Source organism: Terribacillus saccharophilus (assembly GCF_046592595.1).
In the GTDB taxonomy this organism is placed as follows: Bacteria; Bacillota; Bacilli; order Bacillales; family Amphibacillaceae; genus Terribacillus; species Terribacillus saccharophilus_C.
The window spans coordinates 1-13,544 of record NZ_JAWVPF010000017.1 but is presented as its reverse complement, the minus strand read 5'-3'; the positions used below and the strand labels follow the sequence as shown (position 1 = coordinate 13,544).

General features: G+C 45.1%; 12 protein-coding genes. 7 read left to right on the top strand and 5 right to left on the bottom strand.

Annotation, left to right across the window (positions count from 1 at the left end; all coding sequences use genetic code 11):
* Positions 1-35 precede the first annotated feature (35 nt).
* The 3 genes from SFC25_RS18185 to pepT form a co-directional block, all read right to left on the bottom strand.
* The gene (locus SFC25_RS18185) at positions 36-641 is read right to left on the bottom strand and encodes an alpha/beta hydrolase (RefSeq protein ID WP_411216622.1); all 606 of its coding nucleotides are present in this window, start codon (positions 639-641) and stop codon (positions 36-38) included.
* Between the two features lie 15 nt (positions 642-656).
* A complete protein-coding gene (locus SFC25_RS18180) occupies positions 657-1,109 on the bottom strand; it encodes a MarR family winged helix-turn-helix transcriptional regulator (RefSeq protein ID WP_411216621.1) in 453 nt (150 codons plus the stop codon).
* A gap of 101 nt (positions 1,110-1,210) precedes the next feature.
* Complete coding sequence (gene pepT, locus SFC25_RS18175; protein WP_411216620.1) at positions 1,211-2,443, bottom strand: peptidase T; 1,233 nt, start codon at positions 2,441-2,443, stop codon at positions 1,211-1,213.
* Between the two features lie 110 nt (positions 2,444-2,553).
* Between pepT and SFC25_RS18170 the strand changes: the two genes are divergently transcribed.
* The 4 genes from SFC25_RS18170 to SFC25_RS18155 all read left to right on the top strand — a co-directional run bounded on the left by SFC25_RS18170 (position 2,554) and on the right by SFC25_RS18155 (position 6,510).
* A complete protein-coding gene (locus SFC25_RS18170) occupies positions 2,554-3,651 on the top strand; it encodes an NAD(P)/FAD-dependent oxidoreductase (protein ID WP_411216619.1) in 1,098 nt (365 codons plus the stop codon).
* Between the two features lie 47 nt (positions 3,652-3,698).
* Complete coding sequence (locus SFC25_RS18165) at positions 3,699-4,664, top strand: alpha/beta hydrolase (protein WP_411216618.1); 966 nt, start codon at positions 3,699-3,701, stop codon at positions 4,662-4,664.
* Between the two features lie 97 nt (positions 4,665-4,761).
* Complete coding sequence (locus tag SFC25_RS18160; RefSeq protein WP_411216617.1) at positions 4,762-6,012, top strand: MDR family MFS transporter; 1,251 nt, start codon at positions 4,762-4,764, stop codon at positions 6,010-6,012.
* A 90-nt stretch (positions 6,013-6,102) separates the two neighbouring features.
* Positions 6,103-6,510, top strand: coding sequence for a hypothetical protein (locus SFC25_RS18155; protein WP_411216616.1), 408 nt, complete (start codon positions 6,103-6,105; stop codon positions 6,508-6,510).
* Positions 6,511-6,577: 67 nt separating this feature from the next.
* Here the strand turns inward: SFC25_RS18155 and SFC25_RS18150 are convergent, their stop codons facing one another.
* Both SFC25_RS18150 and SFC25_RS18145 read right to left on the bottom strand, forming a co-directional pair.
* The gene (locus SFC25_RS18150) at positions 6,578-7,546 is read right to left on the bottom strand and encodes a cation diffusion facilitator family transporter (RefSeq protein ID WP_411216615.1); all 969 of its coding nucleotides are present in this window, start codon (positions 7,544-7,546) and stop codon (positions 6,578-6,580) included.
* 18 nt (positions 7,547-7,564) lie between these two features.
* Positions 7,565-7,873, bottom strand: a complete 309-nt coding sequence (locus SFC25_RS18145) for an ArsR/SmtB family transcription factor (protein ID WP_411216614.1) — start codon at positions 7,871-7,873, stop codon at positions 7,565-7,567.
* Positions 7,874-8,355: 482 nt separating this feature from the next.
* Between SFC25_RS18145 and SFC25_RS18140 the strand changes: the two genes are divergently transcribed.
* From SFC25_RS18140 to SFC25_RS18130, 3 genes are all read left to right on the top strand, one after another.
* Complete coding sequence (locus SFC25_RS18140; RefSeq protein ID WP_411216613.1) at positions 8,356-9,945, top strand: SulP family inorganic anion transporter; 1,590 nt, start codon at positions 8,356-8,358, stop codon at positions 9,943-9,945.
* Between the two features lie 199 nt (positions 9,946-10,144).
* A complete protein-coding gene (locus SFC25_RS18135; RefSeq protein WP_411216612.1) occupies positions 10,145-12,037 on the top strand; it encodes a S8 family peptidase in 1,893 nt (630 codons plus the stop codon).
* Between the two features lie 132 nt (positions 12,038-12,169).
* On the top strand, positions 12,170-13,544 hold a 1,375-nt coding region (locus SFC25_RS18130; RefSeq protein WP_411216611.1), incomplete at its 3' end, for a S8 family peptidase.

The following is a 13,544-nucleotide window of genomic DNA, read 5'->3' as shown; positions in this document are numbered from 1 at the left end:
AGTCAGCGCAGGCTCTTTTTGTATATGACGTACACTTAAAAGTGTTTTCGATACCATGCAGCAGCTGCTTGAACTTCTGTCTGGGTGAGGCTGTGGCCGTTGCTTTCCCAATGAATGGATGCATCAGCACCAGCTTCCCCAAGCATCTGCTCAAGCTCTATTGCTTCGGATCTCGGGCAGATTGGATCGTTATCGCCTGCAGTGATGAATACAGGTGTGTTTTGCTGCTCGGCAAGTGTAATATTTCGTCTTGGCACCATTGGATGATGCAAAATAGCTCCTTTTAGTGAATCAGTGTAATGATACAGGAGGCTGGCAGCAATATTTGCGCCATTCGAATAGCCGATTGCGATGATGCTGTCCCGATCAAATTCGTATTTTTCTGCCGCTTCATCAAGGAAACTGCGTAATTCCTCTGTACGGAAAATTAGATCCTCTTCATCGAAGACGCCTTCGGCCAGACGTTTGAAGAATCGAGGCATGCCATTTTCAGAAACATTTCCGCGTACACTCAATACTGCTGCATCAGGATCGATCATGTCAGCCAGCGGCAAAAGATCCCTTTCCGTTCCGCCAGTACCGTGCAATAACAGGAAAGTCGGTTTATTTTCTTGTTTAGCAGCTTTAAAAATGTGTATCATATCTTTTTCCCCCTTTTATTTGTCAGCCGTACTACCCTCGGCATACAAGCCCAATGTTTTAATGTGTTCGATTACCTGTGCTTTTTCATCATCATCAAGACCTGCCAGGATGCTGTGGATAGCTTGTTCATGTTTCGGGAAGTAATCTTCCATGAATGTGCGGCCTTTTTCAGTCAAAGTCGCAAATGTAATTCGGCGATCCTCTGGACAAGGACGTCTTCTGATCATTTCTTTATGGACGAGGCGATCTACTACATAAGAAATGCTGCTGCTGGATAATAGGACTTTGCTGCCGATTTTCTGGATTGGCTGATCTCCTTTATGGAATAGCAGTTCCATAACAGCAAATTCCGTCAAATTGATACCTTGCTTTTTAATATCTTCCTCAATCCGTTTTTTAATGGACTGGAGGGCTCTTGTCAGTACAATGAATAGTTTCAACGATAAGCCTACGTTGTCAGTTGACATAGTCTTTCACGCTTCCTTTTTATCTCGAATTCGAGATAATTATATGTAAAAAATGAAAGAATGTCAATAAGGGGGAGCCGGAAATACCGGCTCCTTGTTTATTAAGCTTGTTCCTCGAACAGTTTAACGATTTCGATGATGACCTTTGTCGCTTTTTCCATGTTGTCGACACTGATATATTCGAATTTTCCATGGTAGTTTTCGCCGCCTGTAAAGACGTTCGGTGTCGGCAAGCCCTTGTACGAAATTTGAGATCCATCTGTCGCGCCGCGGATTGGTTTGATTACTGGTTCGATGTCCAGACGCTTCATTGCATCGGATGCAATATCAACGATTTCCATAACGGGTTCGATTTTCTCGCGCATGTTGTAGTACTGGTCATGCATATCAAGCTGGATGCTCTTCTCGCCGTATTCTGCTTTGATTTCAGCAGTGATCTCTTCAAACAATGCTTTTTTCGCCTCAAATTTGTCCCGGTCATGGTCCCGCAGGATATACTGCAGCTTTGTTTGTTCCACATCTCCTTGGATAGAGAGCAGATGGAAGAAGCCTTCACGTCCTTCTGTATATTCCGGTGCTTCATCCTCTGGCAGCTTGGCATGGAATTCCATCGCGATCTTCATGCTGTTTACCATCTTGTTTTTTGCTGTTCCTGGATGTACGTTGTTACCGTTGAAAGTAACTTTGGCTTGGGCGCCATTGAAGTTTTCGTATTCCAATTCGCCTAGCGGACCGCCATCCATTGTATATGCATATGTCGCACCAAAAGCATCTACATCGAATTTGTGCGGTCCACGGCCGATTTCTTCATCGGGTGTGAAGGCAACGCGAATTTTGCCGTGCTTGATTTCAGGATGCTCGATCAAGTATTCCATCGCAGTCATGATTTCTGCTATACCTGCTTTGTTGTCTGCTCCAAGAAGTGTTGTGCCATCTGTCGTCATCAGCGTATGTCCTTTGTAGCCAGGCAATTCTGGAAATTCAGCTGCGGACAAAACGACGTCAAGCTTTTCGTTAAGTGTGATATCTTTTCCGTCAAAGTTATCGATCACTTGCGGATTTACATTTTTTCCAGTGAAATCTGTTGCTGTATCAACATGTGCCATAAAACCGATAACTGGCACATCTTTGTCTGTTGTTGCTGGCAGTGTCGCCATCACGTAGCCGTTTTCGTCAATTGTGACTTCTTCCATACCAATCTGTTTCAGCTCATCAACAAGCATATTTGCAAGCTCAAGCTGCCCTGGTGTGGATGGGGTTGTTTCGATGTCTTCATTGGATTGTGTATCCACTTTTGCATATGTAGAAAGGCGGTCGATCAATGTTTGCTTCATTATTTTCATCTCCTTGGAGTTTATATTACTAGTTTAGCATGAAAGGTATGCACTGAAACAGATACTGCATGCGTGTATAATAGGGAGAAAAAGAAAATGGGGGAAACGTTATGCATATTGTCGTAGTGGGCGGAGGAATTGCCGGAGCCAGCACAGCCTATCATTTGGCCAGATTAGGAGCCAAGGTAACCATTGTCGATTCAAAATCAAAAGGGCAGGCTACTGCTGCTGGAGCAGGTATCATTTCTCCTTGGCTGTCCAAGCGGGTAAGAATCAAGCCTTATTTCAGCTTAGCCAAAGCAGGTGCTATCTATTATCCTGAGCTGCTTGAAATGCTGAGGGAAGACGGTCAGGATGATGTAAGTTATAAGCAAGTAGGGGCACTATACGTTAGTGCGAGTAAGAAACGTTTGGATGAACTGGAAAAACTTGCCTATAAACAGCGGGTTGAGACACCCCAAATCGGGGAAATCAAAAGACTAAGTGCAGAGGAAGCGCGAGTTAAATTCCCGCCGCTGCGGGAAGATATGACAGCCCTATTTCTAGAAGGTGCTGCGCGGGTTGATGGACGGCAGCTGCTTCAAGCTCTGCTGGAAGCAGGCGAAAAACATGGCGTTCGATATGTGCAGGGAGAAGCGGCTTTGCTTCATGAAGGAAACAAAGTCACCGGTGTGCGTGCCAACGAGGAAATAATCGAAGCGGATACTGTCGTTGCAGCAGCCGGAGCGTGGATCAACAAGCTGCTGGAACCGGTTCATATCAAACTTCCAGTAGAGCCGCAAAAAGGGCAGATCATGCATATGCATGTGGATACCGATACAAGTGATTGGCCTGTCATTCTGCCGAAAAGCAGCCACTATCTGCTTGGGTTTGATAATGGAAAGGTAGTCGCAGGTGCTACAAGGGAAGTGGGTTCAGGCTATGATACGAAGCTGACAGCTGCCGGAATACAGGAAGTGTTACGGGAAGCATTGAAAGTAGCGCCGGGACTTGCAGATGAGCAAGTAACCGAATTCCGTATCGGCCTTCGTCCTGCCGGGCCGAACCCTTATCCAATCCTCGGTCCAGTGAAGGATGTGGACGGACTTCATTTGGCTGCTGGATTTGGTCCTGCGGGGCTTAACCTTGCACCATTTTCAGGCAAGCTGGTAGCAGAGGGAATACTTGGACAGACGCAAGGTTTGGATATTACACCGTATTTATTATAAGCTAATAGAACAGCGTATGAGCGGACAGAGGGGAGGAAAGAGATAGCATGTTGCGGAGAAAAAGAGCTTGGATTCTGGGAATTGTGATTTTGGCAATCTGTATCCTGCTCTTCATCGGCGGTCTCTTTTCTTCTGAGATTAGAGCTTTTATGGCAATCGACCAAAGCAGCAAACAACCGGAAATGCCTTACCCGGAAAATGTCGCAGCGGTGAAGGATGTCGACTACCCGACTGAAAACTACGATGGCAAACTGGACTTTTATTATCCGGAGGATGCAGAAGGAAAGCTTCCGATTGTCATCTATATCCATGGTGGCGGATGGATAGGAGGAGACAAGGAGGCACAAAATCCATTCACGATGTGGATTGCATCAAAAGGTTATTTGGTGGTAAACGTAAATTACGGTCTGGCACCGGAATATAATTTTCCGACACAGCTTTACCAGTTGAACGATGCAATCAGCTTTGCACTACGGGAAGCGCCTCTTTATCACGGTGATACGGAACAAATTTTCGTAGGCGGAGGATCGGCAGGCGCAAACCTTGCTGGTATGGTGGCAGCGATGGCTACGAATTCCACTACGGAATCTGTGATAGGTGAGAATTCAGCGCTTCAGCCAGAACAGCTTCGGGGGACACTGCTTTACAATGGTGTGTTGAACCTGGAGGATGCCCAACAGACAGGCTTCAACAATATGACGACATTCCTTTGGTCTTATACAGGAAACAAAAATTACAGCCATGATCCGCGGCTGCGGGATATGTCTCCAGTCTTTCAGATAACGGAGGATTACCCGCCTACATTCATTTCATCAGGTGAGTCTGATAAACTGCATCCCCAAAGCGTGGAGATGGCTGATGAATTAGAAAAGGCAGGAGTGGAAGTTGAGAGGATGTTCTTTGATACTTCCCATCCGGCTGCCGGTCATGAATACCAGCGAAAATTATATTTGGAAGAAGCGCAATACAGCTTTGATCACATGATCAACTTTTTGCAAGCACACTCGGAATGACCTCAGGCTAAGCCAGAGGTCATTTTTATTCCGATACCCTATGGAATTTCCTGTAAAATATCTATATAATTAGAAAATATAGAAAAGGGGGAATACGATGCGGTTTAGGGATTTTCATCCAAATATAAAGATTAGGCTTGTGGAATCCTTTGTGTCCAGTTTGATCGGCAGTATGGTGACACCATTCATGACTATCTACCTGGCGATGCACTTCGGAGCGAAAGTGGCAGGTCTGCTGCTGCTTGTGAATGTATTCCTCGGAATCGGAATGAGTTTGCTTGGCGGTTATTTCAGTGATTTATTCGGACGGCGCAAAATCATGCTGCTAGCTGAAACACTCAGGCTGGTGGCATTTTTCATGATGATGATTAGTAATTCACCATGGTTCGAATCAGCTGAGATAACGTATGCAATGATCATGCTGAACAGTATTTGCTGGGGATTGGCTGGGCCAGCTAATGACGCTATGCTGATTGATGTTAGTACACCAGATCAGCGACGTCTGATTTATTCTATCGGCTATTGGGCTAGTAACTTATCTGTCGCATTAGGTGGGATTGCTGGTGCTTTCATGTTTGAGAACTATTTATTCCAATTATTCATGGCACTGACGATCGCAGCAGCGGGAACATTATTTGTTGTTTACTTCTTTATTACGGAAACGCATTTTCCGGAGAAAGCGGAGGTCAAGCCGTTACAGCACGTTACGCAAATTTTCGGGACCTATCGATCGGTTATGCAGGATCGGCTGTTTGTTTGGTTCATCGCAGGCGGGATCCTGGTGCTGAGTATGGAATTCCAGCTCACAAGCTATATCGGGATACGATTGTCGGAAGAGATGCCGACACAGCAATTCTTGTTCTGGGAAGTGGATGGCGTGAAGATGATGGGATTTTTGCGGAGTGAGAACACGATTCTCGTTGTTTTGCTTGCCTTATTTGCCGCAAAACTCATTGTTGGAATGAAGGACAGATTCGTTCTTGTTGCCAGCTGTCTTATCTTTACGATGGGATACGCGGCGCTGACATTCTCGAATAATATTTGGGTGCTGTTCATCATGATGGCAGTATTGACAATCGGTGAAGTGTTCCGGGTGCCTGTCGAGCAGTCCTATATGGCGTCAATTCCGCCCGATGATAAGCGCAGTGCATACATGGCATTCGGTGGTCTCCAGTATAACCTCTCCATGTTGATCGTTTCCTTGACCGTTACGCTCAGCGGATTTCTGTCATCCATTACCATGGGGATATTGCTTACGATGATTGGGCTGGCTGGTACTTTCATTATGTATGTGATTACGCCGCAGCTCGATATCAGGAAGCTGAATGCCGAGCAAAAGGCAGTCTAGTACGACAGGTGCGGACACAATCGGACAGAAAAATACATGCATATTATGAAATAAGGAAGGAGCAGGACCCGAAGAGAGGGGAAGAAGAGGTTGGATCCCGAAAAGAACAGCGAACAAATTTCGCGTGCAGAGCTCTTAGAAATGCAGCTGAAGCTTCGGGGAGATTTCCAGCAGGAAATCGATAGCATCAAGGAAGATTTGGTTAGCATCAATGAGAAGCTGCTTCCTTTGGGAAGGTGGCTGGAAAATATTGAAAGTCACACTGGTAAGATGGCAGATACCCTGGAAAAGCAAAAGGAAGCACAGGATAAGTTTATGGAAAGGCTGTATGAACAGGAGAGAAATATACAAGATCTCCAATCCAATGTGACTTTCAAAAATGAAAAGCTGCGTGTCAGAGGTGCTATCTTGATCAGCATCATTTCTGTGCTTGGTGCTGGTTCCGGTGTGGTCATGCTATTTGGAGAACGTTTAGCAGAATTCTTATTTGGCAACTAGATACAACGAGATAGAGGTTTTGCTCCTTCCATGAAAAAAAGACGAGGATACTAGTATCCTCGTCTTTTTAATGTGTATGAACATGCGTATGGGAGCCGGCATCATGCTGGCACATGAGTGATTCTTCATGTGTGTGGGCGGCTGTTTCCATTTGGATAGTCACATGACCGATTCCTAAGTGCTCTAGGTCATGTTCAATCTTGCGCAGCATGGCCTGACTCTGCTCGATTAGCAAGTCACCTTCCACTACCGCGTGGCAGGAAAGGGCATTCTGGCCGCTGGTAATGCTCCATACATGCAAATCATGAATGGCAATGATACCTGGGGCTTTCTCTATACAATCAATGATCTTAGTCATTTCGACGTTCCGTGGCGTCCCTTCCATAAGTACATGGATGGCATCCTTTGTTACTCGCCAGCCACTTAGTATTACCAGGGCGGCTACAATGACACTTGCGACTGGGTCGGCCCAATTCCAGCCGAACAGAAGCACGAGCAGTGCAGCTGCGATAGCACCGACAGATCCGAGTAAATCCCCGATTACATGTAAGAAGGCTGCACGTACATTCAGATTTTCACTCGTATCACCTCGCATCAGGATCCAGGCGACTAGAATATTAACAAGAAAACCAATGACAGCAATGATCAGCATACCCCCGGAAGCAATCTCCGCCGGGTCTCGGAAACGCTGGACTGCTTCATAGAAAATGTAGAGGGATACAAGGATGAGAGTGACGCCATTGAATAAGGCGGCCAGGATCTCGAATCGCTTATAGCCATATGTCTTACTATAATTAGCTACTCGTTCGCCGAGTATAAAGGCAAACAGGCCGACTCCGAGAGATACAGCATCACTAAGCATATGTCCAGCATCCGACAGCAAGGCAAGGCTGTTCGTCAGAAACCCCCCGATTGCTTCCAGCACCATGAATCCAGCTGTCAGGATAAAACTTATCAGTAAAGCTTTTTTATTCGCATTATGTCCATGATGGTGGTGATGATCATGTCCATGATCGTGTGCATGTCCGTGTCCCATACATATTCCTCCGGTTTATTAGTTATGGCAGGCGTGGTTGATGGCTTCTGTCAGTAAATCGATGACATGTTTGTCGTCGTGGGAATAATAGATCGTCGTGCCTTCCCGTCTCGATTTGACGAGCCGGATTTTCTTCATTGAGCTCAGCTGATGAGAGACAGTGGACTGATGCAGCTCAAGCTTTTCCGCTATTTCATTGACACTGTATTCCTTATCGAGCAGTAAGTGCAGGATTCGGATTCTAGTCGGATCGCCGAGGGCTTTGAAGATTTGCGAAACATGTGTCAATCGTTCTTCTGTCAGTTCCGGTTGTGTGTCGTACTTCATATGCAGACGCTCCTCTTATTTGCTTATATGCATATATTAGCATATATAAATACTCTAAGCAAATTCTAATCTTTTTCTTATATATAAGAATTCTAACAATCTAAAGAGGAGATTAGGATGATAACTAGCTTCGTAACATGTTATTAGTCACAGGCAGAAAGGAACAGGCAGAAAGTATCGATAGGATGGATTAACTTACAAACATTTTACAAACAAACCTCTACATAACGATGTTTGCTAAGATTTTACGAACCTAGCTTCTATGTGAGCAGGAAGATAGTTAGGATTATGAAACTAAAGTAAGTAAAGATGCTTTTATGAGAATAGCAGGATTTATAGCCAATGTGTATGATATACAAATTTCACATTTTGTCGAATACTTGATTCCAACGAATCTGTAAAGGAGGTTGCAGCAGGACGCTTCTTGCAATGTATGCAAACTGAAAAGGCAGGGTGACAACAAAAAGAAGGGTAGTGATGAAATGAAGGGACTTGGAAGATATAGCGGCTATAATTTACCAGCGCTGCGTCGGGATATCATTGCGGGAATCATTGTCGGAATCGTCGCCATTCCGCTTGGAATGTCCTTTGCTATTGCATCAGGAGTGAATCCTGAATATGGACTGTATACAGTCATCATCGGCGGTCTGCTTATTTCATTGCTTGGTGGATCAAGGTTCCAAATCGGCGGACCAACTGGAGCGTTTGTTCCGATTCTCTTGGGTGTTGTCATTCAATTTGGTTATCAGGATCTTTTGGTGGCAGGCATAATGGCTGGGATATTGCTCGTCATTTTCGGTCTGCTCAAGCTCGGGAGTTTGATCAAATTCATACCCCGGCCAGTAGTAGTCGGTTTTACTGCCGGAATCGCGGTGATTATCTTTTCTGGGCAAATCGGGAACTTCACGGGCATCCAGGCTGAACAAGAAGAAGGATTTCTCGCAAAAATGCAAGCGCTGCTTGCAGCCGTGGATACAATCAATTTATACAGCCTGATCATTGCAGGTGTGTCCCTTGCTGCTATCCTTCTCACGCCAAAAGTCTTGCCAAAAGTTCCTGGAGCGCTTGCGGGGCTGATTTTATCGACAGTTGTAGCAGTCCTATTTTTTCAAGGACAGGTGGCAACCATCGGCAGTGTGTACGGTGATATACCAAGCCAGCTGCCGCAGCTCCAGCTACCAGCTTTCACTTTGGACAAGATCATCTACCTGCTGCCATCAGCTGTGGCCATTGCCTTATTGGGCGGAGTCGAATCACTCCTGTCTGCTACAGTTGCTGATAATATGGCGAAAACGAAACACCACAGCAACCGGGAGTTAATCGGGCAAGGAGTGGCGAATATTGCTGTCCCGCTATTCGGGGGTATTCCTGCTACAGGAGCAATCGCCCGTACTGCTACCAATATACGGAGCAATGCTTTCTCACCCGTGTCCGGAGTGGTACATTGTGCCTTTGTCCTGATCATTCTGCTTCTGTTCGCTCCATATGCTTCTGCTATCCCGCTCGCCAGCATGGCGCCGATTCTTATGGTTGTTGCCTGGAATATGAGTGAACGTAAAGAAGTCGCCCATATTATCAAAATGCGTACATTCGATTCCTTTATATTGATTGTGACATTCGCGTTGACGGTACTAGCTGATCTGACTGTCGGGGTCGGCTGCGGTCTATTGCTTGCATTTGTTGTTTTTGTCAAACGTATGAGCGGTGTACTCTTTGTAAAAGACGAACAGATTCATGTAAAGGAAGCAGATGGGGTAAGGATGTGGCAGTTCGAAGGCCCGTTGTTCTTCGGATCTACTGATATCCTGGAGGAAGTAGTGGAAAAGACGATACATGAGGAACCAGATTTCCTTATCCTTGATTTGCAAAAGGTTTCTTATATGGATACATCTGCCGAAGCAGCCTTGCATAAACTTGTCGATTACTATGAAGCTGATGATAAACAGCTGCTTTTCCTGGGTGTTCACGGGCAGCCGAAGCGTTTGCTTCATAAAACCGGTTTGCTGGCAAAGGTCGGGGAGGAGTTTACAGTGAATAAGAGGGAGGAAGCTGTCCGGATTTGTACTTCATAAGGATAACTTATATAAAGATGTAACAAAAAACAGCAAGCAACCCACATGTTTTACATGATGTGGATTGCTTGCTTATTTCTTGTTGGAAAATACCAATCTATTAACCACAATTCTGATTGGTTCGGTGTAAGACATTTTATATTGGCTAATCTGCACCGATATAAATAGCAGGATTCTATTATTGAGAGGAATAATGCTAATGAATAAATTTTTAATGAAGCAAAGTATCTTTGCTTTGCTTCTAGTCGGTTTAGTGTTCCAGCTGCCGATTGAGAATGTATATGCGGAAGAAGAAAAACAGATGGTCGTTGTTTATGAAAACGAACTAGGTGAAAAAGCAGTTGAAGCAAGTGGTGCTGCAATTGAAGAACAGTACGATCACCTCTCGGCTGCGGCAATTGCAGCCGATACAGCTGCAATAGATAAATTGAAGAATGACCCCGATATTAAATATGTGGAACCCGACAGCAAGATCAGAATTGCTGAGAACAATGATGTGCAGTCAGAAGAAACAGCAGTTTTCGAACAATGGAATCTTGGTGCCGTTGGAGCACCTGCGGCATGGCAGGAGGGGCTGACCGGAAAAGGTGTCAAAATTGCTATCATGGACAGCGGTATCGCAGCACACCATGATTTGCAAGTTGCCGGAGGTATTTCGACGGTCGATTACACAACATCCTTTGAAGACGATGAAGGTCACGGTACACACGTAGCGGGCATTATCGGAGCAAAACATGACGAACAAGGTATTGATGGTATAGCACCGGATGCAGATCTTTTCGCTGTCAAAGTGCTTGATGATACCGGGGAAGGATATCTATCGGATTTGTTGGAAGGAATCGATTGGGCTATTTCGAATGATATGGACATCATCAATCTGAGCATGGGTACTGCAGATGAAAGTGATGCGCTGGAAGAAGCTATGCAAAGAGCTTACCAAGCTGATATTTTGTTAGTTGCCGCCAGCGGCAATGAAGGAGCAGGATATCCAGTGGATTATCCTGCTGCTTATGATTCTGTCATTGCTGTTTCTGCTACCGATTCTGAAAACAACATCGCTGCGTTTTCATCGGTTGGGGAGAAGGTGGAGTTTTCCGCACCAGGGAAAAATATCATCAGTACGCTGACGGGCTCAGATTATGGAATCATGAGCGGCACATCCCAGGCAACGTCCCATGTATCTGCTTTGTTTGCCATTTTGAAGCAGCAGTTCCCTGCTGATACAAATGAACAATTACGAATTCGTATGCAGCAGTATACGAAGGATCTCGGGGAGCAAGCGCGCGATCACCTGTATGGTTATGGCTTGATTCAATATCCTGCTCCTGTGCAGAAGGAAGAGCTTCTCTCAAATGATTCAGAAGGAAGCGAGTCAGGTGATACAGGAGATGGGGTGAAGGAGGAAAAAGTTACAACTGAGGAATTGCGGATTTTGGCAAATGAATTGGAGCTGACAATTGAAGAACTTGCCGATTTGTTTGCTGCCTATGGCTTCAATTTATACAACTATCACAATCTTTATGAAGTTAATGATGTAATCTATCAAAATATAAATGAAGTGTCTGTGTATTTCCTTTTAGAAAAAGCGGGATTGGATCGAGAGCAGCTTGATCGGCAGCTTGCAGCTGAAGGTCTGACACTAGCTGATTTCAATACCCCTGAAGAACTGTCAGCATATATAAAGGAACTCGAGCAGCATAGCGAAAACGGTGAAAACCAGGCGGGTATGTATGAAGGGAACGTTGAAGAAAGCAATACAACACCGGACATTCCCGTAACTGACGATCAAAATGATGAGAAGCCAGTCAATACGCCGGTTGTGACTGACTCTGCTAAAAAGGAGAAAGTTGACTTGGGAACGGTGGAGCAGGCTTCCGAAAAGAAGAGGGCTGTTTCAGGGAATGTACAACAGGTTGCCGAACCCAATAGCGAAACTGATGAGATTACTTTTAAAAATAAATCATCTGCTAAATCAGATCTAGATGACGAACACGAAAAGCATCTGCCGGATACAGCTTCCCCAATCGGAAATATGATAGCAGCAGGAGTCATGTTAGCTGCGGCAGGATTACTGCTTTATATTAGGAGCTGATGCACAAAAATCAGCAGCAAGTAATGGAAGCTTCAATCTTTTTTGAAACTCATGCATTAGCTATTATGTTTTCCTGATTTGGACCGATATAAGTATCATGAAATTTACTTAATCGAAAGGAAAATTATGCGAATGATGAAGGTTTCGATAAAGAGCCTATTGTTTGTTTCGTTGTTGCTGAGTCTGATTTTCGTATTTCCTGCTGGTATAGCACATGGGGAAGATGAAAAGCAGATGATTGTCGTGTATGAAAATAAGCAGGGAGAAGAAGCTGTTCAAGAAAGTGATGCAGCAGTCGAAAAAGAGTACAATAATTTGCCTGTGGCTGCTATCTCCGCTGATACCGGAACGATCGAGGAATTGAAGGAAGATCCGGACATTAAGTATGTCGAGCCGGACGTTAAGATTTCAGTTTCAGATAACGGAATTACAAGCATTCGAGCTGTCAAAGAAGCTGCAACTCAAATTTTAGATCAATGGAACTTGGCACCGGTACAAGCACCGCAAGCCTGGAATGAAGGCTTGACAGGGAAAGGTGTCAAAATTGCCGTAATAGATAGCGGAATCTACCCACACGAGGATTTAAAAATAGCAGGAGGTTACTCGGCTGTTAGCTATACATCCTCTTATAAAGATGATGAAGGGCACGGGACGCATGTGGCCGGCATCATTGGTGCTAAGCATAATCGATATGGAACAGATGGTGTCGCACCTGATGCGCAGTTATATGCTGTTAAAGCCCTGGATCGGGTCGGTCAAGGGAACCTGTCAGATCTTTTGAAAGGAATCGATTGGGCGATAACCAATAAGATGGACATTATTAATATGAGTATGGGAACAGCCTATAAGAGCAAGGCGTTGCAGGATGCCGTGGATAAAGCGTATCAAAGAGGTATTTTGCTAGTCGCGGCGAGCGGAAATGAAGGAGCTGGACATCCCTTGGATTACCCGGCAGCATTCGACAAAGTGATTGCCGTATCAGCTTCTGATTCGACCAATAACATTGCCTCCTTCTCTTCTGTTGGAGATAAAGTAGAAGTAGCGGCACCAGGAGCAGATATAATAAGCACCTATTTAGGTACTTATTATGCGATGATGAGCGGAACTTCCCAGGCCACACCGCATGTGTCGGCAATGCTTGCACTGCTGAAACAGCAATATCCGAATGAAACGAATGATCAGCTGCGCACACGTTTGCAGCGATACAGCAAGGACCTTGGGCAAAAAGGCCGGGATAGTCTATTTGGTTACGGGCTAGTCCAATATCATTCCGAGCAGGATAAAGGATATCAAGCGGCACTGGAGGCAGTTCAGCTCGCTGAAAAAACAAAAGGTCAGGACAATTATAATAAAGCGCAGAAGCTGGTTGCTGACTTATCTAATAATAAGCAGAAGCAGGACTTGCAGAAGCGTCTGGACAAAGTGAAACAGGCGCTGACGTTACAGGAAGCGAAGGATAAAGTATCCAAAGCAGAAAAGAGCAAAAAGAAAGCGGATATCGACACAG

What these genes read in the sequence shown, in the direction of transcription:
- SFC25_RS18185 (WP_411216622.1), bottom strand. Translation starts at nt 641, where the DNA reads ATGATACACATTTTTAAAGCTGCTAAACAAGAAAATAAACCGACTTTC.
- SFC25_RS18180 (WP_411216621.1), bottom strand. Translation starts at nt 1,109, where the DNA reads ATGTCAACTGACAACGTAGGCTTATCGTTGAAACTATTCATTGTACTG.
- pepT (WP_411216620.1), bottom strand. Translation starts at nt 2,443, where the DNA reads ATGAAGCAAACATTGATCGACCGCCTTTCTACATATGCAAAAGTGGAT.
- SFC25_RS18170 (WP_411216619.1), top strand. Translation starts at nt 2,554, where the DNA reads ATGCATATTGTCGTAGTGGGCGGAGGAATTGCCGGAGCCAGCACAGCC.
- SFC25_RS18165 (WP_411216618.1), top strand. Translation starts at nt 3,699, where the DNA reads ATGTTGCGGAGAAAAAGAGCTTGGATTCTGGGAATTGTGATTTTGGCA.
- SFC25_RS18160 (WP_411216617.1), top strand. Translation starts at nt 4,762, where the DNA reads ATGCGGTTTAGGGATTTTCATCCAAATATAAAGATTAGGCTTGTGGAA.
- SFC25_RS18150 (WP_411216615.1), bottom strand. Translation starts at nt 7,546, where the DNA reads ATGGGACACGGACATGCACACGATCATGGACATGATCATCACCACCAT.
- SFC25_RS18145 (WP_411216614.1), bottom strand. Translation starts at nt 7,873, where the DNA reads ATGAAGTACGACACACAACCGGAACTGACAGAAGAACGATTGACACAT.
- SFC25_RS18140 (WP_411216613.1), top strand. Translation starts at nt 8,356, where the DNA reads ATGAAGGGACTTGGAAGATATAGCGGCTATAATTTACCAGCGCTGCGT.
- SFC25_RS18135 (WP_411216612.1), top strand. Translation starts at nt 10,145, where the DNA reads ATGAATAAATTTTTAATGAAGCAAAGTATCTTTGCTTTGCTTCTAGTC.